This window comes from Ensifer adhaerens (assembly GCF_020035535.1).
Classification (GTDB): Bacteria; Pseudomonadota; Alphaproteobacteria; order Rhizobiales; family Rhizobiaceae; genus Ensifer.
The window spans coordinates 3784134-3810681 of sequence record NZ_CP083349.1 but is presented as its reverse complement, the minus strand read 5'-3'; the positions used below and the strand labels follow the sequence as shown (position 1 = coordinate 3810681).

Annotated in this window: 25 protein-coding genes; 9 read left to right on the top strand and 16 right to left on the bottom strand. The window is 60.8% G+C overall.

Translation table 11 applies throughout. The annotated features are described in order from the left end of the window. Window positions 1-16: 16 nt before the first annotated feature. The 4 genes from LAC81_RS18495 to LAC81_RS18480 form a co-directional block, all read right to left on the bottom strand. The gene (locus LAC81_RS18495; protein WP_223725961.1) at window positions 17-1570 is read right to left on the bottom strand and encodes a sugar ABC transporter ATP-binding protein; all 1554 of its coding nucleotides are present in this window, start codon (window positions 1568-1570) and stop codon (window positions 17-19) included. A 95-nt stretch (window positions 1571-1665) separates the two neighbouring features. After that, on the bottom strand, window positions 1666-2655 hold the full coding sequence (locus LAC81_RS18490; protein WP_034801640.1) for an ABC transporter substrate-binding protein: 990 nt from the start codon (window positions 2653-2655) through the stop codon (window positions 1666-1668). A gap of 168 nt (window positions 2656-2823) precedes the next feature. Then, window positions 2824-3843 carry an aldo/keto reductase gene (locus LAC81_RS18485; RefSeq protein ID WP_223725960.1) on the bottom strand — a complete coding sequence of 340 codons (1020 nt, stop codon included), beginning with the start codon at window positions 3841-3843 and terminating at the stop codon, window positions 2824-2826. Window positions 3844-3882: 39 nt separating this feature from the next. Further along, complete coding sequence (locus tag LAC81_RS18480) at window positions 3883-5388, bottom strand: UxaA family hydrolase (RefSeq protein ID WP_223725959.1); 1506 nt, start codon at window positions 5386-5388, stop codon at window positions 3883-3885. A gap of 219 nt (window positions 5389-5607) precedes the next feature. Here LAC81_RS18480 and LAC81_RS18475 point away from each other — a divergent pair, with 219 nt between their 5' ends. Then, window positions 5608-6486 (top strand): GntR family transcriptional regulator, encoded by an 879-nt coding sequence (locus LAC81_RS18475; protein WP_223725958.1) that lies wholly within the window; start codon window positions 5608-5610, stop codon window positions 6484-6486. Between the two features lie 19 nt (window positions 6487-6505). After that, entirely contained in the window at window positions 6506-7594 is a 1089-nt protein-coding gene (locus LAC81_RS18470; RefSeq protein WP_223725957.1) for a mannitol dehydrogenase family protein, read from the top strand. On the opposite strand, the gene hpaI is transcribed toward LAC81_RS18470, so the two are convergent. Together hpaI and gabD are read right to left on the bottom strand one after the other, a co-directional pair. Further along, window positions 7588-8394 carry a 4-hydroxy-2-oxoheptanedioate aldolase gene (hpaI, locus tag LAC81_RS18465; RefSeq protein WP_223725956.1) on the bottom strand — a complete coding sequence of 269 codons (807 nt, stop codon included), beginning with the start codon at window positions 8392-8394 and terminating at the stop codon, window positions 7588-7590. The two genes, LAC81_RS18470 and hpaI, sit on opposite strands and share 7 nt — an antisense overlap. Before the next feature lie 127 nt (window positions 8395-8521). Next, entirely contained in the window at window positions 8522-9976 is a 1455-nt protein-coding gene (gene gabD, locus LAC81_RS18460) for an NADP-dependent succinate-semialdehyde dehydrogenase (RefSeq protein ID WP_223725955.1), read from the bottom strand. A 251-nt stretch (window positions 9977-10227) separates the two neighbouring features. On the opposite strand from gabD, the gene LAC81_RS18455 reads away from it, so the two are divergent. After that, window positions 10228-10821 (top strand): nitroreductase family protein, encoded by a 594-nt coding sequence (locus LAC81_RS18455; RefSeq protein WP_223725954.1) that lies wholly within the window; start codon window positions 10228-10230, stop codon window positions 10819-10821. A gap of 63 nt (window positions 10822-10884) precedes the next feature. Here LAC81_RS18455 and gyrB read toward each other — a convergent pair whose 3' ends face one another. The 5 genes from gyrB to LAC81_RS18430 all read right to left on the bottom strand — a co-directional run bounded on the left by gyrB (window position 10885) and on the right by LAC81_RS18430 (window position 16215). Continuing rightward, window positions 10885-13320, bottom strand: coding sequence for a DNA topoisomerase (ATP-hydrolyzing) subunit B (gyrB, locus tag LAC81_RS18450; RefSeq protein ID WP_223725953.1), 2436 nt, complete (start codon window positions 13318-13320; stop codon window positions 10885-10887). A gap of 135 nt (window positions 13321-13455) precedes the next feature. Continuing rightward, entirely contained in the window at window positions 13456-13833 is a 378-nt protein-coding gene (locus LAC81_RS18445) for a helix-turn-helix domain-containing protein (protein WP_113541305.1), read from the bottom strand. Continuing rightward, window positions 13830-14399: a Smr/MutS family protein gene (locus LAC81_RS18440; RefSeq protein ID WP_223725952.1), complete on the bottom strand. Its 570-nt coding sequence runs from the start codon at window positions 14397-14399 to the stop codon at window positions 13830-13832. Before LAC81_RS18440 ends, LAC81_RS18445 begins: the two co-directional genes overlap by 4 nt. Beyond that, complete coding sequence (locus tag LAC81_RS18435) at window positions 14392-15495, bottom strand: murein transglycosylase A (protein ID WP_223725951.1); 1104 nt, start codon at window positions 15493-15495, stop codon at window positions 14392-14394. The genes LAC81_RS18440 and LAC81_RS18435 overlap by 8 nt, the downstream gene beginning before the upstream one ends. Window positions 15496-15510: 15 nt before the next feature. After that, on the bottom strand, window positions 15511-16215 hold the full coding sequence (locus tag LAC81_RS18430; protein ID WP_223725950.1) for a Tim44/TimA family putative adaptor protein: 705 nt from the start codon (window positions 16213-16215) through the stop codon (window positions 15511-15513). A gap of 130 nt (window positions 16216-16345) precedes the next feature. Between LAC81_RS18430 and LAC81_RS18425 the strand changes: the two genes are divergently transcribed. After that, window positions 16346-16852: an FxsA family protein gene (locus LAC81_RS18425; protein WP_223725949.1), complete on the top strand. Its 507-nt coding sequence runs from the start codon at window positions 16346-16348 to the stop codon at window positions 16850-16852. A gap of 200 nt (window positions 16853-17052) precedes the next feature. Further along, a complete protein-coding gene (secB, locus tag LAC81_RS18420) occupies window positions 17053-17556 on the top strand; it encodes a protein-export chaperone SecB (protein WP_113541300.1) in 504 nt (167 codons plus the stop codon). Between the two features lie 62 nt (window positions 17557-17618). Here secB and dnaQ read toward each other — a convergent pair whose 3' ends face one another. The 5 genes from dnaQ to LAC81_RS18395 form a co-directional block, all read right to left on the bottom strand. Continuing rightward, window positions 17619-18323: a DNA polymerase III subunit epsilon gene (gene dnaQ / locus LAC81_RS18415; RefSeq protein WP_113541299.1), complete on the bottom strand. Its 705-nt coding sequence runs from the start codon at window positions 18321-18323 to the stop codon at window positions 17619-17621. Beyond that, a complete protein-coding gene (gene coaE / locus LAC81_RS18410) occupies window positions 18316-18918 on the bottom strand; it encodes a dephospho-CoA kinase (protein ID WP_223725948.1) in 603 nt (200 codons plus the stop codon). Before coaE ends, dnaQ begins: the two co-directional genes overlap by 8 nt. Then, a complete protein-coding gene (locus LAC81_RS18405; RefSeq protein ID WP_113541297.1) occupies window positions 18918-19775 on the bottom strand; it encodes a shikimate dehydrogenase in 858 nt (285 codons plus the stop codon). The genes coaE and LAC81_RS18405 overlap by 1 nt, the downstream gene beginning before the upstream one ends. Beyond that, window positions 19768-20367 carry a Maf-like protein gene (locus LAC81_RS18400; RefSeq protein ID WP_223725947.1) on the bottom strand — a complete coding sequence of 200 codons (600 nt, stop codon included), beginning with the start codon at window positions 20365-20367 and terminating at the stop codon, window positions 19768-19770. Before LAC81_RS18400 ends, LAC81_RS18405 begins: the two co-directional genes overlap by 8 nt. A gap of 142 nt (window positions 20368-20509) precedes the next feature. After that, entirely contained in the window at window positions 20510-21331 is an 822-nt protein-coding gene (locus LAC81_RS18395) for a pyruvate, water dikinase regulatory protein (RefSeq protein WP_113541295.1), read from the bottom strand. A gap of 405 nt (window positions 21332-21736) precedes the next feature. Here LAC81_RS18395 and hemE point away from each other — a divergent pair, with 405 nt between their 5' ends. The 4 genes from hemE (at window position 21737) to mnmE (ending at window position 26464) form a co-directional block, all read left to right on the top strand. Further along, on the top strand, window positions 21737-22768 hold the full coding sequence (gene hemE / locus LAC81_RS18390; RefSeq protein ID WP_223725946.1) for a uroporphyrinogen decarboxylase: 1032 nt from the start codon (window positions 21737-21739) through the stop codon (window positions 22766-22768). Continuing rightward, a complete protein-coding gene (hemJ, locus tag LAC81_RS18385; protein WP_113541293.1) occupies window positions 22765-23307 on the top strand; it encodes a protoporphyrinogen oxidase HemJ in 543 nt (180 codons plus the stop codon). Before hemE ends, hemJ begins: the two co-directional genes overlap by 4 nt. A 193-nt stretch (window positions 23308-23500) precedes the next feature. Then, window positions 23501-24766, top strand: coding sequence for a transcription termination factor Rho (rho, locus tag LAC81_RS18380; protein ID WP_093233478.1), 1266 nt, complete (start codon window positions 23501-23503; stop codon window positions 24764-24766). Between the two features lie 369 nt (window positions 24767-25135). After that, a complete protein-coding gene (gene mnmE / locus LAC81_RS18375; protein ID WP_223725945.1) occupies window positions 25136-26464 on the top strand; it encodes a tRNA uridine-5-carboxymethylaminomethyl(34) synthesis GTPase MnmE in 1329 nt (442 codons plus the stop codon). Window positions 26465-26548 lie beyond the last annotated feature (84 nt).

Here is a 26548-nt window from a genome sequence, read left to right as displayed (position 1 = left end):
GTTTGTTTTTATCGGTTCAAACGCCAATCGCCTGCGTCAGCACTTCCTCGTGGCTCGCGGCGCGATAGTCGTGGCTCGCAACAAGCCGGCCGCGCCGGAACACGTGCAGCCGATCCGCAAGCTCGTAGACCTCGGGCAGATAGGACGAGATCAGGATGATGCCCGCCCCGTTTTCCAGGAGTCGCGCGAACAAGCGATAGATCTCCGCCTTGGTGCCCACATCGACGCCGACGGTCGGCTCATCGAAGATGAAAAGCTTGGCGCCATGGCTCAGCCACTTGCCAATGACGATCTTTTGCTGGTTGCCGCCCGACATGGCGGAAGCGAGAACACGGCGCGACGGCGTCTTGATCTTCAGGTCGCGGATCTGCCGGTCGGCATTCTCCCGCTCCTGTTGGCCGTTAATCGTCAGGCCGCGCGTCAAGCGGTTAAAGACCGGCAGGTTGATGTTGAGACCGATCGGCAGGTTGAGACACAGGCCCTGATCGCGGCGGCTTTCCGGAGCCAGCGCAATGCCGAGATCCATCGCCGTGCGTTCGCTGGCGATCTCCACCTTGCGCCCCTGCCAATAGACCTCGCCGGCGCTCGGGCGATGTCGGCCATAGAGGCCGAGCGCGAACTCGCTGCGTCCCGCTCCGATCAGCCCGTAAAGGCCGACGATCTCGCCTGCCCGAACGGTCAGCGATACATCCTGAAAGCCGGGACCACTCAGACCTCGCGTTTCGACGATGACGTCACCCGGCGGAAAATGCTCCTTGTGGTAGATCTGCTCGATCGTGCGGTTGATCATCAGCGCGATCAGCTCCGCCTCGTTCGTTTCGCCGATCTTGCGGGTCCCGACATGGGTGCCATCGCGCAGCACCGAGACGCGGTCGGCAAGCTCGAACACTTCCTCCATGCGGTGGCTGATATAGACGATGGTCACACCCTCCGCCTGAAGTCTGCGGATCAGGCGAAAGAGCTGCGCCGATTCCTGCCGCGTGAGATAGGCGGTCGGCTCGTCGAAAATCAGGAATTGGGTGCCGCGCATGGCGGCGCGTGCGGTGGCGACGAGTTGCTGCTGACCGATCGTCAGGCTGCCGAGCACGGCGCCTGCCGGCAGGTTGAAGCCGAGATCATCGAGCACGCGCTGGGCCGCATCGGTCATGGCGCGTTTTCGCATCAGGCCGTTACGATTGATTTCGTCGCCGAGAAACATGTTGGACGCCACCGTCAGGTGGGCGCAGAGCACGACTTCCTGGTGCACGGCGTTGATGCCGCGTTCGATCGCCTCCTGCGGCGTACCGAGCTGGACGGGTTTGCCGCACCAGAAGATTTCACCCGACGTGCGCTTGATGACGCCGGTCAGAAGCTTGATCAGCGTCGACTTGCCGGCGCCGTTCTCGCCAACGATCGCGTGAATTTCACCGGAGAGAAAGGTCAGCGACGCCGGCTTCAAGGCTTCCACGGCGCCGTATTTCTTCTGCAGCGCGCGCAATTCCAGGATCGGCTCGCCCTTCGGAACCGGATGGCGTGTTGCCACCTGCAGGCCTTCGGTCCTGACGTCGCGCGCCTCTTGCAACTCGGTCATCTGCGCATTCCTCCCATCGCAGAGATCGCTTGCGACCGGTCCTCGTTCCCGGTCGCAAGCGGGTGCGGCAGGCTAGACGCCCGCCGCAGCCGTTGTCACTTGACCTTCGGGTTCAAGAGAGCGTCGATCTTCGGCTCGGCCATGTTGGCCTTGGTCACCAGATTGGCGCCGGTATCCACGTTCGCCTCGACCTTTTCCTTCTTCGAGACCGCGAGCGCTGTCTTCACGCCATCATAGCCCATGCGGTAGGGATCCTGAACGACGAGACCGGCCAGAACGCCTTCCTTGAGGAAGCCGACCGTCTTGTCGTCGCTGTCGAAGCCGATCACCTTGATCTTGTCGCCGAGCTTGTTTTCGGCGATCGCCTGGCCGACGCCCTGCGCCATGATCAGGTTCGACGCAAACACGCCGACAAGGTTGGGATTGGCGGTGATCAGGTCGGTCATGATGTTGAGGCCGGTGGTCGCCTGGCCGTCGGCATATTTGTCGACGACGACCTTGAAGCCCGGATACTTGGTCTTGACCTGATCGAGGAAGCCTTCGCGGCGCTGGTCGAGCGAGCCGACGCCCGGAAGGCTAGTGATGATGGCGATTTCGCCCTCTTCCTTGCCGCTCATTTCCTTGACCGCCGCAGCGAGTCCATCGGCAGCGATACGGCCGCCCTGAACGTTGTCGGTGGTGAGGAAGGACGAGAAGGCCTTTGAGTCGGCACCAGAGTCGATGCCGATGATCGGAACGGCCTTCGCCGCCTCATCGATCGGCTTGCCGAGCGCCTTGAATTCCGTCGGCGAAATGACGACAGCAGCCGGTGCGCCGGCGACCGCGTTCTCGAGAATGCTGATCTGGCCGTTGATATCGGACTCGGATTGAGCGCCGAGTTCCGGTACATTGACACCCAGGTCCTTGCCAGCGGCGCGCGCGCCGGCCAGCACGATCTGCCAGTAGAAGGACGTTGTGTCCTTGACGATGATCGGGATCGTCACGTCCTGCGCGAAGGATGCGACCGGCGACATGCCGGCGATCATCGCGGCGCCGGCCAAGGCGGTAAAGGCGCGACGGGTAAGGCTGCTTTTCAGAATGCTCATCCCAGGTTTCTCCTCTCAGTGCACCGTGTTCCACTTCTTGGAGATCGATCGCAGGTGCTGGCTTATCGACCTTTTATCGATAAAAAACATATGTGAATGCTAGTACGACAATTCCGGCTTGGCAAGCTGCCGGAACAGCATTTCAGGCCGCGAGGCGGCCCCCACCCGCTAGACCCGTACCGGCTCGTCCCCGAGCTCCGGCGCGACCAGCGTGAACGGTTCAAAAGCCGCGAAATCGGACGCGGAAAACCTGCGTCCGGCGAGCACCATGTTGCGCCTCAGGCTCTCCGGCTTGGCGGTGCCGAGCAGCACCGAGGCGACCACGGGATGACCGAGCGGAAACTGCATGGCGGGCGCAGCAAGCGGCACGCTCATACCGCGGGCGACCGTCTCCATGGCGCCAACCTTTTGCCGGATATCTTCCGTTGCAGGCATGTAATCGAAATGTGCCCCCTCGACCGGACCCGTCGCCAGGATGCCCGAATTGAAGACCCCGCCGACAATGAGCGAAGTCTGTTTCTTCTCGCAGAGCGGCAGCAGTTCGGCGACGGCCGAGCGGTCGAGCAAGGTGTAACGGCCGGCCAGCAGGATGCAGTCGATATCGGCCTGGCGCATGACCTCAAGACAGACGGGCACCTCGTTGACGCCGAGACCATAGGCGGCGATCGTTCCCGAGGATTTCAGCTCCTCCAACGCCTTCAGGCCGCCCTCCAGCAATTGCCTCATGTAAACGGCGTTGCGGGCGGCACCATGGGTGTAGATGCCGATATCGTGCACATAGAGGATGTCGATGCGATTGAGTCCGAGACGGGTGTAGCTGAACTCGACGGAGCGCATGATGCCGTCGTAGCTGTAGTCGTACTCGACGTCGAAATTGAGCGGCTTGACGTAGGAGTAATCCGGCACCTTGTCTTCCGGCACCGGATGCAGGAGACGTCCGACCTTGGTGGAAAGGACGAATTGTTCGCGCGGCTTGTCGCTGAGGAAATCGCCGACCCGGCGCTCGGCAAGTCCGAGCCCGTAATAGGGCGCCACGTCGAAATAGCGCAGGCCCGCACCCCAGGCAGCATCCAATGTCGCGATTGCCGCGTCACGGGTACACTCGCGATAGAGCCCACCGAGGCCGGCGGCACCAAAGCTAAATTCGGTGACCGATAGTTCGGTTCGACCGATCCGTCTCGTCTGCATTCCCCGTCTCCTCCTCCAAGGATGCCAGTCGTTACGTATTTAGAGCGTTGCCCCCAGATGCCAGGGCACGAACTCATTGTCGCCGTAGCCGAAAAGCTCGCTCTTGGTCTTGCGGCCAGAGGCGGTCTCGACGATCAGGTCGAAGATCTCCCGGCCGAGACCGGCAATACTCGCCTCCCCCGAAGCGATCACACCGCAATCGATATCCATGTCCTCTTCCATCGCCCGGTAGAGCGCCGTGTTGCTGGTGAGCTTGATCGACGGCGCGGGACGACAGCCGAAGCAGCTGCCGCGACCGGTGGTAAAGGCGATGACATTGGCACCGCCAGCCACCTGTCCGGTGGCCGATACCGGATCGTAGCCAGGGGTATCCATGAAGACGAGGCCGTGCTCGGTGACGCGCTCGGCGTAACGATAGACCGCGTTCAGCGGCGAGCGGCCGCCCTTGGCGACAGCGCCGAGCGATTTTTCGAGGATAGTGGTCAGACCTCCCCGTTTGTTGCCTGGCGAAGGATTGTTGTCGAGCGAAGCGCCATGCATCGCTACATAATTCTCCCACCAGGAAATCAGGCCATCGAGTTTCACCGCCACCGCCTCATTGACCGCCCGGCTGCGCAGCAGATGCTCGGCACCGTAGATTTCCGAGGTCTCCGAGAGGATTGCGGTGCCTCCGGCTGCCGCAAGGATATCGACGGCCGCGCCGAGCGCCGGATTGGCGGTGATGCCCGAAAGCCCATCCGACCCGCCGCATTGAAGGCCGACGATGATCTCGCTCACGGGGATTGCAATACGGCGCTCCTTGCCGACTTCGGCTGCGATTTCCTCAAGAATTCCGAGGGCTTTTTCCACCGAACGGCGGGAGCCGCCGGCTTCCTGGATATTGAAATGCCGTTTTTCGGCGCCAGCGCCGCTCTGGCCATATAGGGTCAGCTGGTTGACCTCGCAGCCGAGGCCGACCATGAGCACGCCGCCGAAATTGACGTGGCGGGCATAGCCGGCGAGCGTGCGGTGCAGGTTGGCCATGCCGTCGCCGGTTGACGACATGCCACAGCCCTGATCGTGCACGATCGGCACGAAACCGTCGATACCCTCATATCTCGGCAGAATGCGCCGGTTCGCCTCCTCGGCGATGGCACGACAGACCGTGGTGGAACAGTTCACGCTGGCGACGACACCGATGTAGTTTCGCGTCGCCGCCCGGCCATCACCTCTTCGATAGCCCATGAAGGTGCGCGCCCTGTCGGCATCGCTTGCCACTTCCGGCGCTCCCTGCGGGCTGATCGCCAAGCGGTCCTTGTCGAAGGCGAGGTTATGGGAGTGCACGTGGTCGCCCGGCGCAATATCGGCGGTCGCCCGGCCGATGGCCTGGGCGTATTTGACGACCGGCTCTCCGGCGCGGATCGGACGGATCGCGATCTTATGACCGGCATCGACCTTCGCTGCGGCAAGAACATTGTTCGGCAGGGCATCGCCAGCGGCAATCGCCAGCGTCGCCACGACAACATTGTCCTCAGGTGCGAGCAGGATGGTGGACGGCGCAGACACCGATCTCTCCCTAACTGATTTTTGTTCTGTCTTTTATCTACAATAGACAGATTGCCGTCAATGGGTATTATAGCGAAAACGTCGGCCACCACGCCGGGCCAACGATCGAAGTGCGGGAGAAGCAGGGATGATGACGACAGACGGAGACAAAACCGGATCGTCGCGATAGAGGAGCGTCGCTGACAGACGCAGACAATTTCGAACCGGCCGGATCTTGCCATGGCAAAACAGAACACCGTCTTCAAGGATGCCTATAACCGCTGCCTGAAGCTCCTGGCGGACACATCCTCCCTGCCCTCCGAGCCGGAACTCGGGCAGGTTCTCGGCGTCAGCCGCACGACGGTGCGCGCGATCCTCAGCCGCTTCGAGGAACTGCAGCTGATCGCCTGGGACAAACGAAAAAAGAACGTGCTGCGGCAGCCCCGCCCCGACGACTACTTCCCCACGGAAGAGACCGATTCACTCGCCGAAATCATCGAGCGCAGTTTCATGCGCCGGATTCTCGCCGGCGGTGCAGAGCCCGGCATGCAGATCAACGAGTTGGAACTGGCGCGGGACATTGGGACCGGCACGACCAGCGTGCGCGAATTCCTGATCCGCTTCAGCCGCTTCGGCCTGATCGAGAAGCGGCCGAACAGCCACTGGATCCTGAAAGGCTTTACCCGAGAGTTCGCGCTGGAACTGACGGAAGTGCGAGAGATGTTCGAGCTGCGCTCTGCCGCACGCTTCGTCTCCTTGCCTGACGACCATCCGGCCTGGGCAGAGCTTAGGGAAATCGAGACCCTGCACCGCGATATCCTCGCCGACATCGACAACCGCTACCGGGAGTTCTCCGAACTCGACGAGCAGTTCCACCTATTGGTGCACAAGGCATCGAGCAACCGGTTCATCGTCGATTTCTACGACATCATCGCAATCGTCTTCCACTATCACTACCAGTGGAACAAGACGAATGCCCGCCAGCGCAACGCCCGCGCATTGGAAGAACACCTCGCCTATATCGAAGCGTTGCGCTCGCACGATCCCGCAAAGGCCGAACACGCCTGCCGCCGGCATCTCCAGTCGGCGCGCGAAACTCTTCTCCAATCCATTCCATAGCCAGCTATCGGGGCAGGACATGACGACGCCGATCGTACAATTCGGAACAAGCCGCTTTCTTCAGGCGCATGCCGACCTCTTTGTCAGCGAGGCGTTGAAGACGGGAGAGGCCGTAGGACCGATCACGATCGTGCAGACGACCGGGTCCAGCGAACGCTCCGGCCGTCTTGCAGCGCTTGCCCGTCCCGAAGGCTTTCCCGTCATCATCCGCGGCATCCGAGCTGGAGCGCAGATCGATGAGACGCAGCAGGTGACCAGTGTGTCGCGGGCGCTTTCGACCGCCGAAAACTGGAGCGAGGTCCGGGCGATTGTCGCCGAGGATGCCGAAATCCTGATCTCGAATACCGGCGACACGGGCTACCAGATCGGCGAGGACGATCTGACAACGGAAGTTCCCCGTTCCTTTCCGGGCAAGCTGCTTTTGCTCTTGAAGGCGCGCTTCGACGCGGGCGGGCGTCCCCTGACGATGCTTCCCTGCGAACTCGTGTCACGCAATGGTGACGTGCTGAAGGCATTGATGCTGCGTCTCGCGGCGGAGCGGATCGGAAACAGCGCCTTTATCGACTGGCTGGGCAAGGACGTCGTCTGGGCCAACACGCTGGTCGACCGCATCGTCTCCGAGCCGCTGGAGCCTGCCGGTGCGATTGCTGAGCCCTATGCGCTCTGGGCGATCGAGAACCAGCCCGGGCTACGGCTCCCTTGCATCCATCCGTGCGTGAAGCTCGTGGACGACCTGACGCCCTACGAGAAGCTGAAACTTCACATCCTCAATCTCGGCCATACGGTCTTGGCTGATCTCTGGCTCAGGGAAGGCCGTGACGCGAACGAGACCGTTCGGGAAATGTTGGCCGACGCCGGCATCGCCGCGCGGCTGGACCGCATCTATCGATCCGAAGTGATCGTGGCTTTCGCGGCAAAGCGCCTGGAGAGCGAAGCGGAAGACTATGTTGCCGCGACGCTGGAACGCTTCAGAAACCCGTTCCTCGACCACCGTTTAGGCGATATCGCCAACCATCACCGAGAAAAGATCGAGCGCCGGATCGCCGACTTCCGGCGCTGGAGCCCGAGCGTAGCCATGCCCGAGCTCGCAGCAATCTGCGATCAGTAGCCGGATTCCTGCTTCTTCGGAGCCGACGTCGGCTCGCCGAGAAACTCCTGGCGCAGTATGGTCGTCGCGCGCACGAGCGAGGTGACATCCGTGCCGATCGCCATGAAATCAGCGCCCATCTCGCGATAGTCTCGCGCCTGCTCGAGATCGAGCGTCATGATGCCTCGCGCCTTTCCGGCCTTCTTGATGCGTTCGAACGCATCGGCGATCGCCGCACGCACCTCCGGATGACCCGGCTTGCCAAGATAGCCCATGTCGGCTGCCAGATCGGAGGGGCCGATGAAGAGGCCGTCAACACCATCGAGCGCGGCAATTTCATCAATGGCGGCAAGGCCCGCCCTGCTCTCGATCTGCAGGATCAGGCAGATTTCGTCGCCGGCGGTCTGGAGATAGTCGCCGATGCGGCCGAATTGCGAGGCACGCCCGAGGGCAGCCCCGACGCCACGAACGCCATGCGGCGGATACCGGGTGGCACGCACCAGCTGCTGTGCTTGCTCCAAGCTCTCGACCATCGGGATCAGCAGGGTTTGCGCGCCGGTATCGAGGATCTGCTTGATCAGCACGGTATCGCCAACCGGCAGACGAACCATCGGATGGCTCTTCGATGCGGAGACGGCGCGAAACTGCGCCGACAGCAGCGGAATATCGTTCGGCGCGTGCTCGCCGTCGATCAGCAGCCAGTCATAGCCGCTGCCGGAAACCACTTCGGCGGCATAGGGGCTGGCAAGCGCCACCCACAGCCCCAGCTGGAAGCGGTTTTCGCGCAGAGCTGCTTTAAAGGGGTTCCTCGGTGCCGGCATGGGTCGTCTCCTCCTGCAATGCGGCGGGACGAGTGATGCCTCAATCCCGCAATCACGAGATTTCTATCGGCAAAGAAAAAAACCGGCCAGAACTTTCCGGCCGGTTTTTCAGATTGGGTACCGTATCTTACGCAACGCCGCCGAGGCAGACGTACTTGATCTCGGTGAACTCCTCGATGCCGTAGCGCGAGCCCTCGCGGCCAAGGCCCGAAAGCTTGACGCCGCCGAACGGCGCTTCCGCCGTGGAGATCAACCCGGTATTGACGCCGACCATGCCGTATTCCAGCGCTTCGGCGACGCGGAAGACACGGGCGAGATCCTTGGCGTAGAAATAGGAGGCAAGGCCGAATTCGGTGTCGTTTGCCTGCTCGACCACATCCGCCTCGTCGGTGAAGCGGAAGAGCGGAGCGACCGGCCCGAAGGTTTCCTCGCGCGCAACCGCCATCGCCTGGGTGACATCGGCCAGAACCGTCGCCTCGTAGAAAGTACCGCCGAGCGTGTGGCGCTTGCCGCCCTGGATCACTCGGGCGCCCTTGGCGGTGGCGTCAGCAATGTGTTCTTCCACCTTTTCCAGTGCCGCCTTGTCGATCAGCGGGCCGAGGATGACGCCTTCATCGAGACCGTTGCCGATCCTCAGCTTGGCGACCGCCTTGGCGAGCTTGTCGGAGAAGGCGTCATAGACATTGTCCTGCACATAGATGCGGTTGGCGCAGACGCAGGTCTGGCCGTTGTTGCGGAACTTGGCGATCAGCGCGCCTTCGACCGCCGCATCGAGATCGGCATCGTCGAAGACGATGAACGGCGCATTGCCGCCAAGCTCGAGGCCGAGCTTCTTGATGGTGCCGGCACTCTGGCGATAGAGCTCGGCACCGACTTCGGTCGAGCCGGTGAAGGTCAGCTTGCGGACGACAGGGTTCGAGGTCATTTCGGCGCCGATCTCACGGGCGGAACCGGTGATGACGCTGAACAGGCCCTTCGGCAGGCCGGCGCGTTCGGCAAGAATGGCGATCGCGATCGCCGAGAACGGCGTCTGGGCCGCCGGCTTCAGCACCATGGCGCAGCCGGCCGCAAATGCCGGGCCGGCCTTGCGGGTAATCATCGCATTGGGGAAGTTCCACGGCGTGATCGCCGCGACGACCCCGATCGGCTGCTTCATGACCAGGATACGCTTGTCGGGCTGATGGCCGGGAATCAGGTCGCCATAGATGCGGCGACCCTCTTCGGCGAACCATTCGACGAAGCTTGCACCATAGACGATCTCGCCGGTGGCTTCCGCCAGCGGCTTGCCCTGCTCCAGCGTCAGGATGCGGCCGAGGTCTTCCTTGTTCTCGATCATCAGATCGAACCACTTGCGCAGGACCCCGGCGCGATCCTTGGCCGTGCGCGCCGCCCAGGTTTTCTGGGCCAGACGCGCCGCTTCGATCGCAGCCTTGGTCTCCTTGGCGCCGAGCCGCGGCACCCGGCCAATGATCTCACCCGTCGCCGGGTTGTTCACCTCGATCGCGTTTGCCGAGTCCGCCTCGATCCACTCGCCGCCCACGAGCGCTGCCTGGCGAAACAATGATGGGTCTTTAAACGACATGATCCGTCCTCTCTCGAAATCTACAGAACTTATACAACTTTTTTCTTGGAAACGGCAATGACCCACGCGACCGTTTCTGCACTTTCCTGGCGCTCACCGGATGCCAGCGCGCTCACGTCTGCGTGCGTCCAACCCCGTTTCATCCACACGCGACCTCATGTAGCGTCCGAAACGAATCGAGCCATAGGCGCAGGGCCGGATCAGGCGCCGCGCGGCCGAAGAGTTAGAGATCACAGAGAAGAGGCATGTCCATGACGGCGACCGACAACAGAAAAGCCGATTATCCTATCGATGCCATGTTCCTGGAGCGCTGGTCGCCTCGCGCCTTCACCAACGAGGAGATCGACGAAAGCGTACTCCTTTCCTTCTTCGAAGCGGCTCGCTGGGCGCCCTCCGCGAGCAATCGGCAGCCATGGCGCTTCGTCTATGCCCGCCGCGGGACGGAACACTTCCCGGTGCTGCTCGACATTCTTGATGAGGGCAATCAGCGCTGGGCAAAGAACGCGGCAGCACTTCTGATCGTCATTTCAAGGACGCATAACCAGGCGCAGAACGGCGAGATGCGGCATGCCTATACGCATGCCTTCGACACAGGCTCGGCCTGGTACAGCCTTGCCTTGCAGGTTTCGCTTTCCGGTTGGCACGCCCACGGCATGGCGGGTATCGACCGCGACAAGGCCATGCACGCCCTGAACGTTCCCGAGCACCACCGCGTCGAAGCCGCCGTTGCGATCGGTCGGCTTGCCGATCCCTCGACGCTACCGGACGATCTGCGTGCGCGGGAAATCCCGAGCCAGCGCAAGCCGGTCAGCGAGTTCGCTTTCGAGGGCCAGTTCAAGGGCTAATAAACAAAAAATCCCGGTGCCACGCGGCACCGGGATCTCAACTGCCAATGATCTCCGGAAAGATCAGATGTCGAGGTTGGCGACGCTCAGTGCGTTCTCCTGAATGAAGTCGCGGCGCGGCTCGACCTCGTCGCCCATCAGGCGCGAGAACAGACCGTCGGCATCGGTGGCGTCGGTGACCCGAACCTGCAACAGCGAGCGGACGTTCGGATCGAGCGTCGTTTCCCAAAGCTGCTCGGCGTTCATTTCGCCAAGGCCCTTGTAGCGCTGCATCGAGAGACCCTTGCGACCGGCCGCGAAAATCGCGTCGAGAAGCGCACGCGGTCCGCTGATTTCCAGGGTACCGTCGCGACGGCGCAGGACCGGCGGGGCGGCGTAGACTTCCTTGAGCTTCGCGGAAAGCTGATCGATGTATCGGGCGTCGGACGAACCGATCAACGCCATGTCGAGCACGGCAACTTCCTTGACGCCGCGGACCATGCGTTCGAGGCGGAGACCGCCTTCGGCCGTGACCGTACCGGTCCAGCCGCGCTCGGTTTCCTCGGCGATGACGTCGAGGCGACGGGCGACCTCAGCGGCGACCGCCTCATAGGCATCGCGCTGGCCGTTGAGCTCGACGTTCAGGGCGCCGGCGATCGCTGCCTGCTCGACGATCGAGCGGTTGTAGCGCGAATGCAGCCCGTTCATCAGATTGCGCAGACGGAGCGCGTCGTTGATGACTTCCCGCAGATCCTGGCCGGCCCGCACTTCGCCCGATTCCAGTTCCAGCGTGGCTTCTTCCAGGCCCATCGTGATCAGGTAGTCTTCCAGTGCCTGCTCGTTCTTCAGGTACTGGGCCGACTTGCCGCGCGTCACCTTGTAGAGCGGCGGCTGGGCGATATAGAGGTGGCCGCGCTCGATCAACTCCGGCATCTGACGGAAGAAGAAGGTGAGCAGCAGGGTGCGAATGTGCGCGCCGTCGACGTCGGCGTCCGTCATGATGATGATCTTGTGGTAGCGCAGCTTGTCGGCGTTGAACTCGTCCTTGCCGATCGAGGTGCCGAGCGCGGTGATCAGCGTACCGATTTCCTGGCTCGACAGCATCTTGTCGAAGCGGGCGCGTTCGACATTGAGGATCTTGCCGCGCAGCGGCAGGATTGCCTGATTTTCGCGCGAACGGCCCTGCTTGGCGGAGCCACCTGCCGAGTCACCTTCCACCAGGAAGACTTCTGACTTGGCCGGATCGCGTTCGGAGCAGTCGGCAAGCTTGCCTGGCAGCGACGAGATATCGAGCGCGCCCTTGCGGCGTGTCAGTTCGCGCGCCTTGCGGGCGGCTTCGCGGGCGGCCGCCGCTTCGACCACCTTGCCGACGAGGATCTTGGCTTCGGTCGGATGCTCTTCAAACCAAGTGCTGAGCGCTTCGTTGACGAGGCTTTCGACAACCGGGCGGACTTCCGAAGAAACGAGCTTGTCCTTCGTCTGCGACGAAAACTTCGGATCCGGAACCTTCACCGAAAGCACGGCCGTCAGGCCTTCGCGGCAGTCTTCGCCCTGAAGCGTGACCTTTTCCCTCTTCGTGATGCCGGACGTATCGGCATAGGACGTAACCTGCCGGGTCAGCGCACCGCGGAAGCCCGCCATATGCGTGCCGCCGTCGCGTTGCGGTATGTTATTGGTGAAGCAGAGCACGTTTTCATGATAGCTGTCGTTCCACCACATCGCCACTTCGACGGTGATGCCGTCCTTCTCGCCGCGGATCGATACTGGCTTGTGTACCAACGGCTTCTTGGCGCGGTCGAGATAGGCAACATAGGCCTCCAGACCGCCCTCATACATCATCTCGTCCTGGCGGATATCCGAATGGCGCTTGTCAGTGAGGATGATATGAACGCCTGAATTCAGAAAAGCGAGTTCGCGCAAGCGGTGCTCGAGCGTGTTGTAGTCGAACTCGGTCTTGGTGAACGTCTCGCTGCTCGGCAGGAACGTCACCTCGGTGCCGGTCGCATCGCCGGCCTCGCCGGTAACGGCGAGAGAGCCGTCAGCAACACCGTGGGTGAAGCTCATCTCGTGAACCTTGCCTGCGCGCCGGATCTTCAGCTTCAGCGAAACCGAAAGCGCATTGACCACCGACACGCCGACGCCGTGCAGACCGCCCGAAACTTTGTAGGAGTTCTGGTCGAACTTACCGCCGGCGTGCAGCTGGGTCATGATGACCTCGGCCGCCGAGACACCCTCTTCCTTGTGAATGTCCGTGGGGATTCCGCGGCCATTGTCCGTCACCGTCACCGAGCCATCCGGATTGAGCGTCACCGTCACGATATCGGCATGGCCGGCCAGCGCCTCGTCGATGGCGTTGTCGACGACCTCGTAGACCATGTGGTGCAGACCCGAACCGTCGTCCGTGTCGCCGATATACATGCCCGGCCGCTTGCGGACGGCATCCAGGCCCTTCAGCACCTTGATGGAATCGGCACCATATTCGGCGCTGGCGCCGGCTTCGGTCTCAGGAATATCGGTCATTCAGCTACGGGTCTTTCCAGGTTCTTCGGACATGGTGATTCGTTGCGAATCACGTCTCGGACGCCTCGTGGACTATAGAAAATTTGTCCAAGGTTCCAAATCCCGGATCGCCGGGCGGCGGCCGGAAACAGGTGTTCATCCCCTGTCATTATCAGGAAATGTGGCTTTTTCCAAAACATCTTCCAGCTTGCGGATCGTCTCCGGCGACAAAGCGCGGATTTGTTCACTGAGCCGGTTGGCAAAGGCCGTGTGTTCCGGCGTCAGGCCCGAGGTATCCAGAACAACTTTCGGGGCGGAAACGTTGGCAATGCGGAACAATTCCTCCGCCTCATCCCAGATCACGTTGAAATAGCCCGCCACCCGCTGGAGAAAATCAAAACTCGGCGCCCCGCGCTTTCCATGTTCGAGAGCTGAGAGATAGGCGGCGGAGACGTTGATCGCTGCCGCCATCTGTTTTTGCGACACGCCTTTCCTGCGCCTGAGTTCGCGCAGTGCCTCGCCGAAGGGCGTCATATCGCGCCGCCTCGCGCACGCGCCAACCGTACGTAGAGGGCGCCCTCGCCGCCGTGGTTGCGGGCGGCCTGCTCATAGGACGAGATCAGCGGGCGGAACTCGGGAAGTGAGAACCAGAGTGGCACCGCCCTTTTCAACGCACCGTCGCTGCCGAAAGAAGTGCCCTTGCCGGTGATCACAAGGACATGGCGCAACCCACGTTCATGTGCCCTCAAGAGAAACTGCAGGAGCAGGCCATGCGCTTCGCTCTGGATCATGCCGTGCAGGTCGATCCGCGCTTCGAGGGTCAGGCGCCCCTTGGCAAGTTTGCGCTTGACCGGCTTCTCAAGCGGGTGATGCACCTTGTCGCCAGACTTCTTCGTCAGCGCGATGCCCGGCTGCTCAACGGCGCCTGTCGGTGGTTGCTGCTGTTGTTTGGCCTTCAGCTCTTCTTGCGGCTTTGCCTGCTCGTCCTCGGCAAGCATGTCCATCAGGTCGTCGAGGCGACCCGGCATCGGTCTCGCCGAACGGGCAACCTTGCCCCAGAGAATGCGATCCTCTGCTGAAAGCTTCTTTTCCTTAGGCATTGCCGTATCGTGCCGCGGCCGCCTTGGGAACGAAAACATAAAAATCGGCAGTGTTACGGACCGCTCCTGCCCGTTCGCCCGCCTCAAAACCGGAACCGGTGAAGATATCGCCGCGTGCCGGGCCGACGATCGCCGAACCGGTATCAAGCGCCAGCATCAGGCGCCGGAAGGGTTTGCCTTCGTCCAGGCGCGTCAGGCTGTCGCTTGCGACGTAAAACGGCACGCCGAACGTGTGGATCAGGCGATCCACCGCCAGCGAGCGTCCCGGCTCGAGCGCGACCTTGGCGGCGGCAATCGGCCCCAAGTGCTCGTCTTCGACCGCGGCTTCGCGGAAGAAGATGAATGACCTGTTGTGCCAGAGGACCTCATCGACCTCGTCCGGATGCGCCTCAAGCCAGTCGCGAATGCTCATCATCGAGACGGTCGCGGCATCGATCTTGCCGCGCTCGATCAAGAGCTTGCCGACCGCGGAGAAGTAGTGGCCGGTCTTGGCGGCATAGGTGACACGGCGACGCGAACCATCCGGGTATCGGAGGCGTGCCGCGCCCTGCACATGAACGAAGAAAACTTCGACCTTGGACTTCGCATAGGCGATCTCGAGGCCGCGGCCCGCAAGACAACCCTGCTCGATTGCTTTCCTGTCCGGATACTCGCCGATCCGGCCACCCTCGGAAAGACCGAAAGTGAAATAGGGATCCATGCCGTCGGGCCGGTTCGTATCGTCGATATCGATCAAATCCGCAGGGCGGCGGTAGAGCGGGTACCGATAGGTCTCGTCCGCCTGGGCACGAACGTCGATTTCCGGTTCGTAGAAGGCGGTAACAAAACCGGAACCGGCTTCCGGCCCGATCCGGAACGGTACGAAGTGCTTCTCGAAGAAAGTCCGCGCACCCTCAGCTGAATCGATATCCACCGATGAAGCCGAAAAGGCCGGTGTCAGATCATCGACCGAGATGCCGAGCGAACCCGTGCGATAGGGTTTCGCTGTCGAGACGTGCTTCCGACAGCGACGCATCGCCTCGATCACTTTTGTCGGGTCGTCGTCCCGCCAGCCCGGGAGATCGTCGAAACTGACGGGTTCAAGTCGAAAGGACATCGTCGCCAGTTCCGCTCAGTTTTCGGATTCGGTGGCGATCAGCTTCCAGTTCGGATCACGCGAGCGGATGTCTCGCGCAAAGGTCCAGAGATCGTTGACCTCGGCAACCGACTCGGCATCGCCGTCGATCAGGCCGCCCTGCTTGTCATAGGTCGCCGAAATCAGTTGGCTGACGATACGGACCGTGATGTTCTCTTCACTATCCTTCACTTCAGCGTGAATGATGTCGGCCTTGTCGATGCCGACGAAGGTGGACTTGACGACTTCGCCCTTGCGCTCGCGATCGGTAATCGCCGCATCAAAACCTTCATAGACCTCGCGGGACAACAGGTTTTTCAACGTCTTACGGTCGCCATCCGCAAACGCCATGACGATCATCTCGTAAGCCATCTTGGCGCCGTTGACGAACTCCTTGGGGTCGAAGCTCGGATCAGCGTCGCTCAACGCCCGAAGTTGCGTGTTCAGCGTCGTGCCCGCCTTGGCAAAGGCATCGACCGATTCGTAACGACCCGCATCTTCGTCCGCGTTGTCGCGTCGCGGCAACTGCACGACCTTGCCCTTGTCACCGTTTTCCGGCCCCTGGCTCATGTCTCGCGACGAATATGGATCGAAGGGCGGCCGTTCGCTCCCCGTCCGGCGGCCCAAGACGCTGCGCAGTTGCAGGAAAATGACCACCGCGGCGATCAGGAAAAAAAACGTGATGAAGTCGAAAGAGCCCATTTCCACCCGGAACCGCTGTTAGAATTTCTCGTGGCTATTCCATATAGTCCGCAAGAATAGATCATTCAAATGGCGATGTCGCACCCTTAGAACGGGATGTGACACCAAGTTTCATATTCGGGCAGCATTGATGCGTTCATTTCTTATCCCTCTTATCATCTTCGGGCTTCCATTCGCCGAGATCGCCGGCTTCGTCGTGGTCGGTCGCGAGATCGGCCTTTTGATGACACTGCTTCTGGTGCTGCTCAGCGCATTTGTGGGTGTGATCTTGCTGAGAGTCCAGGGATTTACCGTCATTCGCAGGATGCAGGATGCCACCCGCACCGGCAGTGACCCGGGTCGAGAGGTGATTGGCGGTGCCTTGTTGTTCGTCGCCGCGATCCTGCTCGTCGTACCGGGTTTCGTCAGCGACGTGATCGGCCTCCTCCTGTTCCTGCCCTTTGTCCGCAACGCCGTTGCCGCCTTTCTGCGCAAGAAGATGACGATCGTGACCGCGGCCTCCGGGACAAGCTGGCACCCGCAAAACGACCCGCGCGAGCCACGCCCCTCGCCGCGCGTCATCGATCTCGACGAAGGCGAATTTTCGCGCACGGACGAGGAGGATCCACCGCAATCAGGCAATCGCCACCGGCCCTAGCGAAGAGCATTGTTGGAAACAATGCTTATAGGGCACTCTGTGCTTATAGGGCACTCTGTCGCCCATATTCCGGAGCATATTCCCGGCTTCGCGGTTTGGAGCAAAGGCAGCGTATCCGGCTGCAAGCGCTGGGTCCGCAGGGTTGTAAGCCCTAGGCCGAAATGCTAGATGGCCTCACCTATTTTTGTCGAGGAACCCTTATGACGACTGATACCGCATCCAACGGCAACGGCAGCGCGCAGCAGAGCCCGACGCTGAACATCCTCGCCCAGTATATCAAGGATCTTTCCTTCGAAAACCCGGGCGCTCCGCGTTCGCTGCAGGCCCGTGACAAGGCGCCGTCGATCAATATCAACGTCAACGTCAACGCCAACCCGCTCGCAGAGAACGATTTCGACGTGGTTCTCTCGCTGAATGCCGAGGCCAAGGACGGCGACCGCGTTCTCTTCAACGTCGAACTCGCCTATGGCGGGGTCTTCCGCGTTGCAGGCTTCCCGCAGGAGCACATGCTGCCGCTGCTCTTCATCGAGTGCCCGCGTCTGCTGTTCCCGTTCGCGCGTCAGATCGTTGCCGACGCGACCCGCAACGGTGGCTTCCCGCCGCTGATGATCGACCCGATCGACTTCGCGCAGATGTTCGCGCAGCGCATGGCCGAAGAAAAGGTCCGTGCCCAGGTTTCCAATTCGAACGAAACCGCGAACTGATCTGAATTTCAGAACGCTGAGATAAAAAAGCCCGGCTCGCGCCGGGCTTTTTTCATGCCTGCTTATTCCTGGGGTTCGTATTTCGCCCAGATCGCCTTGCCGCCGATCTTCGCAATCAGCGCAGCGTGCGCCGCAAGATCGTCCTCCGAGAGCCGGTTCGGCAGCGGACGCGGGCGCTGGCCGATGACGATCGGCGCATCGTCGAGCTCGATCGACTGTCCCGCCGACTTCGTCGAGACAAGACCGAGTGCCGCCTGGCGACCGCCGATCATCTCGATATAGACTTCGGCGAGCAGTTCGGAGTCGAGAAGAGCGCCGTGTTTCGCGCGGTGCGAATTGTCGATACCGTAACGACGGCAAAGCGCGTCGAGCGAGTTCGGTCCCATCGGGTGCTTGCGTCGGGCGAGCGCCAGGGTGTCCGTCACACGATCGATTGCAATCGGCGGCAATCCCAGACGCGCGAACTCGGCGTTGATGAAGCCCATGTCGAAGGTGGCGTTGTGCGCGACCCACCGGGCATCACCGAAGAATTCGAGGATCTCATCGACGACATCGGCGAAAGGCGGCTTGTCCTTCAGGAAGTCATCGGTAATCCCGTGGATCGCGAGTGCGTCCGGGTGAACCTTGCGGCTGCCGGGATTGACGAAGATGTGCAGCGTGCGGCCGGTCGGAAACTGGTTCTCGAGTTCGACACCGCCGATTTCGATCACTCGGTCCTCACGATTGTCGAGGCCGGTCGTTTCCGTATCGAAGATGATCTCACGCATCCGCGTCTCCGTTGCTGGCTACGAGTTGGTCGACGACGGCCTTCACTTGGCTGCGAGTGACGTCGAAACTGTCGCTGGTATCGATGATGTGGTCGGCGCGTTTACGCTTTTCGCTGTCCGGCACCTGCCGCGCAAGGATCATCGCGAGTTTTTCCTCGGTCATTCCAGGGCGCTTCAGTGCCCTCTCCCGCTGGAGATCGGCCGAACAGGTCACCACGACGACGCGATCGACCCGCTTTTCCGCGCCCGTTTCGAACAGCAGCGGAATGTCCAAGACGACAAAAGGCTCGCCGGCGGCCGCGTTCTTCGCCAGAAACTCCTGCTCGCTCTTGCGCACGAGCGGATGAACGATCGCCTCCAGTTCGCGCAACCGACCCGGCGCTCCCATGAGCTGGCGCGACAGTTCGGCCCGGTCGACCTCGCCGTCTTTCGTCGTTCCGGGAAAGGCCGCCTCGACCGGCGCCACCGCCTCGCCGCGATAAAGTTCATGCACGACCTCGTCGGCATCGTTCACCGGAACGCCGAAGTCGCGGAACATCTGGGCCGCCGTCGATTTGCCCATGGCGATCGAACCTGTGAGCCCGAGGATAATCATCAGTGTCTGTCCATGTCATCGATGATGAGTTGTCGAAGCGTGGCGTCGACCGTCGGCCGACAGCCGAACCAGAGTTCAAAGCCGGGCACAGCCTGGTGGAGAAGCATGCCCAAACCGTCGACGATCGCAAAACCTTGCGCCTCCGCCTGAGCGAGGATCGGCGTCTTCAGGGGAACATAGACAATGTCGGTGACGACGGCGCCGGGTGCCATGACGCCGAAATCGATCGCCGGCGCTTCACTGCCATCCATGCCGAGCGAGGTGGTATTGATGAACAGGCCTGCGCCGGTCATGACCTCTTCCAGCGCGGCCAGCGGATGCGCTTCAACCGACGGTCCGAAACGGTCGGCGAGTTCCCTCGCCCGCTCGACCGTCCGATTGACGACATGGATCGTATTTATGCCACGGTCACGGACGGCCTGGATAATGGCACGGCTGGCACCGCCGGCGCCGAGGACCACCGCAGTCGACGTCTTGTCCCAGCCGGTCGCCCGCTCATCGAGATTGGCAACGAAGCCGCGGCCATCGGTGTTGGTGGCATGCACCTCGCCATCCCTAACCCATAGAGTGTTGGCGGCGCCGAGTTCCTGGCTCAGTTCATCCGGCCGATCCGCCAGGCGACAGGCAAGCTCCTTGTGGGGGATGGTGACGTTGCCGCCGCTAAAGCCGGATGTTCCGTCCTTGAGGCTGGCAATGAAGGCTGCGAATTCTTCCGGCTTGACCTCATGCGCACGGTAGCTGCCGGGCAGACCCAGCTGTTTCAGCCAGTGGCCATGGATAAGTGGCGACCGGGAATGCTTGATCGGATAGCCGGTGACGAAGGCGTGGTTAACAAATGTTTCACGTGAATCACGCATCGATCGTTCCCAGTTCACGAAGTTTGGCGAGCAACGGCAGCATCGGAAGACCGAGGATGGTGAAGTAGTCGCCCTCGATCTTTTCGAAGAGCTGAATCCCCTCGCCCTCCAGCTGATAGGCGCCGACGCTCGAAAGCGCCTTTTCGCCGACACGCTGCAAGTGACGCTCTACGAAGTCGGCCGTCAGCGGCCGCACGGTCATGTGAGCCGAAGAGACGTGCCGCCAGACGACCTCTTCGCCGCGCATAAGCACAATGGCGCTGTTCAGGCGATGGGTCTTGCCCGACAGCGACAGCAGATGCTGGGCCGCTTCCGCCATATCCTTCGGCTTGTGATAGACCCGTGCCTCCAAAGACATGGTCTGGTCCGAGCCGATCACCAGCGCATCACCGAAATGCCTGATCACATCGCGCGCCTTTGCTTCTGCAAGCGCCAGCGCTACGGCTTCCGGTGCGGCTCCAGCATCTTCGAGTGGCTTTTCCAGCGCACGTTCGTCGATTCTGGCTGCCTTCGCCTCGAAAACAAGGCCGGCATTTTCCAGGAGCGCGCGACGAAACGGGCTTGCCGAGGCCAAGACGAGCGAAGGTAACATCAAGCAGGTTCCCGTATTGTTCGATTCGGGTCTATCACGTGACCTGGGGTCGGCTCGACCCAAATCGTCGCCGTGATCCATTCTTTTAAGTAAGAGCGGGATGGCGGGGCGGAAGACCGCAGGCACATTTCGTTATTCGGCTCTAGCGCAGACGCGGACGCAGGGCAACGATTGCCGCCGCGGTCTCCTCGATCGAACGGCGGGTGACGTCGATGACCGGCCAATTGTTACGGGCGCAGAGCGAGCGGGCATATTTGAGCTCCTCGGTAATCGAGGCCTTGTCCGTATACTGATCGCCGTGGAACCCTTGCGTCGTTCCGAGCACCCGGTGCTGACGCACCTGCGAGATGCGATCGGCCGTGGCAATCAGACCGACGACGAGCGGCTTCGTCGCCTCCATCAATCTTTCGGGCAACGGCACGCCCGGGACAATCGGGATATTGGCCGTCTTGATGCCGCGGTTGGCGAGATAGATGCTGGTCGGCGTTTTCGATGTGCGGCTGATGCCGACGAGAACGACATCCGCCTCGTCGAAGTCGGCGGGCAACTGGCCGTCGTCATGGTCCATAGTAAAGTTGAGCGCGTCGATGCGGGCAAAATACTCCGCATCCATCACATGCTGGGCGCCGGAGCGACGTCGCGACGGTGAGCCGAGATAGGACTGGAAGAGGTCGATGATCGGATCGAGCACCGAGACGCAAGGGACACCCATCTCGCGGCAACGCTGATCGATGACATCGGCGAGATCCCGGTCGACAATCGTATAGAGCACGATGCCGGGCGCGCCATCGATCGCATCGAGAACCTGCAGCAACTGTTTGCGGTTGCGGATCAGCGGATAGACATGTTCGAGCGCATGCGAACTCTGAAACTGAGCGGCCGCTGCACGCCCCGCAGCGATCAGAGTCTCGCCGGTCGAGTCCGAAATCAGGTGAAGGTGGAAGTAGTTTTTCTTGTTCTCCACGCAATTCTCCTGCTGCTGTTGATAAGCCGGGATAAGAACAGCTAACGACGCGGCCCCGATCCAGGCAAGGGGAAAACTGCCGACTTATTCACAATTGACGCAGCCGCGGAAAGCGCTCCGCGGCAAATGTGGAAAAGACTCGCGGCGATGACAAAGTGTCACGCGTATCAACCGTTTGTCCACAAGCCTGGCCAAAAGTGGGATTTCGCTAATCGACTGAATCGAAAGGCGTTTATTCGCCTCTGCGCACTGTTTTTCCAAACTGGCCAATCGTTCTCCCACCGCGCCTGATCCCAAACCATGGTCGTGGACAACTCGCTGGGATGTTTTAATCCTTGATACCCACCGACTCTAAGAAATAGAAACCTTCTAAATATCTTTGATTTTATATTGGGAGAGTGATCCGTGACCGAAACGCGCAGAAAGGTTCTGGAGGTTTTGGCAGGGAAAACGGTGTCGCCTCCTCCGATCTGGCTCATGCGCCAGGCGGGCCGTTATTTGCCGGAGTACAGGGCAACACGCGCTGAAGCCGGAAGCTTCCTCGATCTCTGCTACACGCCCGACCTCGCAGTCGAGGTCACGTTGCAACCGATCCGTCGCTACGCTTTCGATGCCGCCATTCTCTTCTCCGATATCCTGGTCATCCCCGATGCCCTGAAACGCAGTGTGCGCTTCGAAGAAGGTCATGGGCCACGAATGGATCCCATCGATGTCGACGGTATCCTGCGCCTGAAGCCGGAGGGCATCGCTGAGCACCTCCAGCCTGTCTTCGAGACGGTTTCGCGGCTGCGGACCGAACTCCCCGCGGAAACGACGCTGCTCGGCTTCTGTGGCGCTCCCTGGACGGTTGCGACCTATATGATCGCCGGACACGGGACGCCGGACCAGGCCCCTGCCCGGCTCTTCGCCTACCGCAACCCCGAAGTCTTCGATCAGCTGCTGTCATTCCTGGCGGATGTCTCGGCAGACTATCTCGTGCGGCAGATCGATGCCGGCGCCGACGCTGTGCAGATCTTCGATTCCTGGGCGGGCGTTCTCGGTGAGGAAGAATTCGCCCGTTACGCAGTCAAGCCGGTTCAGCGCATGATTGCTTCTGTCCGAGCACAGCGGCCTCACGCAAAGATCATCGCTTTTGCAAAAGGCGCGGGGCAGCTTTTGAAGACCTACCGCCAGGCAACAGGTGCCGACGCCATCGGTCTCGACTGGACCGTGCCGCTGTCCTTCGCCAAGGATCTGCAGAAGGAGGGACCCATCCAGGGCAATCTCGATCCGATGCGGGTCGTTGCCGGTGGCAGAGCGCTTGAAGACGGTATCGACCGTATTCTCGACGCGCTCGGCCATGGGCCGCTGATCTTCAATCTCGGCCACGGCATCACGCCGCAGGCGGATCCGGAACACGTGTCGGCGTTGGTCGCACGAGTTCGCGGAGCGCGATAATGGCGGAGAAGCAGACCGATCAGGCCCCTGGCAACAGGGCGCGGCTCAGGGCGGCGATTGCGCTCGGCGGTTTCGCGGCGCTTCTTGTCGGTCTTTTTGTCTGGCGGCCGGATGATCTCTATCTCTGGATCAAGGCGCTGCATGTCATCGCGGTGATGTCGTGGATGGCGGCGCTTCTCTACATGCCGCGCCTCTTCATCTACCACACCGACGCCGAGCCGGGTTCTGCACAGTCGGAAACCTTCAAGATGATGGAGATGCGGCTCCTGAAGGTCATCATGAACCCGGCAATGATGATTTCATGGGTGCTCGGGCTTTATCTCGCCTGGAGCGTCTATGGCTTCCAGGGTGGTTGGCTGCATGCCAAGCTTCTGTTCGTGGTGTTGCTGACAGCCGTCCACATGCGCTTCAGCCGCGCTGTCCGTGAATTCCAGCGCGACGAAAACAAGCACGATGCGCGCTACTGGCGACTGATGAACGAGGCTCCGACGCTGCTGATGATTCTCATCGTGATCATGGTGGTGGTGAAGCCGTTCTGAATTTAATCGATTCGTGATTTGCAATAGTCGTTTCTAATTTGCGACAGCCCCTTGCAGGGTTTCACGTGAATCGCTATTTTCCACCATCTCCTCTTCATGGCTTGTGACAAAGACAAGAGCCTGCCTTTCCAGCCGCAGCTCCCCAACGAATACTCGCCATCTCTCCACTACCCATACCAAACATGGATCCTTCATGGCTGAAATGAAGCTACAAGAACTCAAGAACAAGACGCCGACCGATCTGCTCGCCTTTGCCGAGGAGCTCGAGGTGGAGAACGCCAGCACGATGCGCAAGCAGGAGCTGATGTTCGCGATCCTCAAGATGCTCGCGGCACAGGATATCGAAATCATCGGCGAAGGCGTCGTTGAAGTGCTGCAGGATGGGTTCGGCTTTCTCCGGTCCGCGAACGCAAACTACCTTCCCGGTCCCGACGACATCTACATCTCGCCTTCCCAGATCCGCCGCTTCTCCCTGAAGACTGGCGACACGGTCGAGGGCCCGATCCGCGGACCGAAGGAAGGCGAGCGCTACTTCGCTCTGCTCAAGGTCAACACCATCAATTTCGACGATCCGGAAAAGATCCGACACAAGGTTCACTTTGACAACCTGACGCCGCTCTATCCGAACGAACGCTTCAAGATGGAACTCGAGGTCCCCACCTCGAAGGATCTCTCGGCCCGGGTCATCGACCTGGTGGCGCCGCTGGGCAAGGGCCAGCGTGGCCTGATCGTCGCGCCGCCGCGCACCGGTAAGACCGTTCTCTTGCAGAACATCGCGCATTCGATCACTGCCAATCATCCGGAATGTTATCTGATCGTCCTTTTGATTGACGAACGCCCGGAAGAAGTGACGGACATGCAGCGTTCTGTGAAGGGCGAAGTCGTCTCCTCGACCTTTGACGAGCCGGCGACGCGCCACGTCCAGGTTGCTGAAATGGTCATCGAAAAGGCCAAGCGCCTCGTCGAGCACGGCCGCGATGTCGTCATTCTGCTCGACTCGATCACCCGTCTCGGCCGCGCCTACAACACGGTCGTTCCTTCATCCGGCAAGGTTCTGACCGGTGGTGTCGACGCCAACGCCCTGCAGCGCCCGAAGCGTTTCTTTGGTGCGGCCCGCAACATCGAAGAAGGTGGCTCGCTCACGATCATTGCGACCGCGCTGATCGATACCGGCAGCCGCATGGACGAAGTCATCTTCGAAGAGTTCAAGGGTACCGGTAACTCGGAAATCGTGCTGGACCGCAAGGTCGCAGACAAGCGCATCTTCCCGGCTATGGACATCCTCAAGTCGGGAACGCGTAAGGAAGACCTCCTGGTGCCGCGCCAGGATCTGCAGAAGATCTTCGTTCTCCGCCGTATTCTGGCGCCGATGGGTACGACCGACGCTATCGAGTTCCTCATCGACAAGCTGAAGCAGACGAAGAACAATGGCGATTTCTTCGACTCGATGAATACTTAAGACGCGTCCTATATCGACGTCAAAGACCGGCCGACGCATCATCGGCCGGTTTTTCATTTCCGGAAAGTTAGCCGGATTCAACACCTGCATCGATTCGGTCTCGCAATGAATTTCAGATTTCCATGACTGTTAGCCTGCATCGCGCGCGCTGATTCACGTGAAACACGCCGTCGATCATGGAACGCAGGTTGCGACAGGACCTTGATATTTCAACGCCGTTTCGGCATAAGCACTCCGCTCCTTCGAGATACGGCTTTCGCTCCGCGTGAGTATCTTCCGCGAAGCAGAACATTCGGGTCAGGAACTAAGACAATCCCAAATATGCCGACCGACGGCGCCTAGCCGCTCCGCGGTCTTCCAGGTAGACCAATGACAGCGATCCACACCATATATGCGCTTTCCAGCGGCGCCCTACCCGCTGGCGTGGCTGTCGTGCGCGTCAGCGGGCAGCATACCGCAACGGTCCTGGAGACATTGTGTGGCGAGCTCCCCTCACCGCGGACGGCGACACTGAAATCGATTCGGTCTCGCAACGGTCTCGTGATTGACAGCGGCCTCGTTCTCTATTTTCGCGGACCTGCCTCCTTCACGGGTGAGGATTGCGCTGAGTTTCAGATTCATGGCGGTCGCGCGGCGGTCAACTCCCTGCTTGAGGCGCTCTCCGGTTTCGAAGGATTGCGCCATGCGGAGGCGGGAGAGTTTTCACGACGCGCCTTCCAGAATGGCAAGCTGGATCTTGTGGAAGTCGAGGGACTTGCCGATCTGATCGTGGCCGAAACAGAGATGCAGCGTCGCCTCGCGATCGAACATTCGGGTGGTGGACAATCGAAAGTTTATGCCAGCTGGGCGAATCGTCTGACCCATGCGCGAGCAATGATCGAAGCCGAGCTCGACTTTGCCGATGAGGACGATGTGCCTGGTTCGGTAAGCGAACGCATCTGGCGCGACATGTCGACGCTTGCACAGGAAATCGCCGCACATATTGCGGATGCACCGATCGCCGAGATCATTCGGGATGGATTGAAGATCGTTATCGCCGGCGCGCCGAATGCCGGCAAGTCGAGCTTGCTCAATGCACTTGCACAGAGGGATATCGCGATCGTTACCGAAGTCGCCGGAACGACTCGTGATGTCCTTTCGGTCGATCTTTCATTAGCCGGATTCTCTGTTAAACTCTTCGACACTGCCGGACTGCGTGAGACCGAGGAGCGAGTGGAGCAAGAGGGTATCCGTCGCGCGCGAGAAGTTATCGAACGAGCGGATCTGATCCTTCTCCTGTCCGAGACAGCACGCGGATTTGGATCTCTCTCCGATATCAGCAATGACGGCGCACCCGTGTTGCGGGTGGCGACGAAAATCGATCGCTCTGATCGGCATTGGGCTACCGGTGAAGCGGATGTCTTGATCTCTACCAGAACGGGTGAAGGCATGGATCGCCTCTTGAATGCGATCGCGGGCCACCTCCCCGATCTCAGCGGCCGGACGTCGCTCGCCTTGCCCTCACGCCGACGTCACGTTGATAGCCTGCGCCAGGCTCTCCGCGCCATCGAACAAAGCTTGGCCGGAGAAAAGCAAGGTCTCGATATCCGTGCTGAGCAGCTTCGCCTCGCAGGTGACGCAATTGGACGGATTACCGGTCGGGTGGATGTCGAGAACCTATTGGATGTGATATTTTCCGAATTCTGTATCGGAAAATAGTCTGTGGAAACAACGATACAACGTTTGCGAGTCCTTCGTTGTGTTTCACGTGAAACGATTCGTGCCGGTGCGACGCAGTGCTGG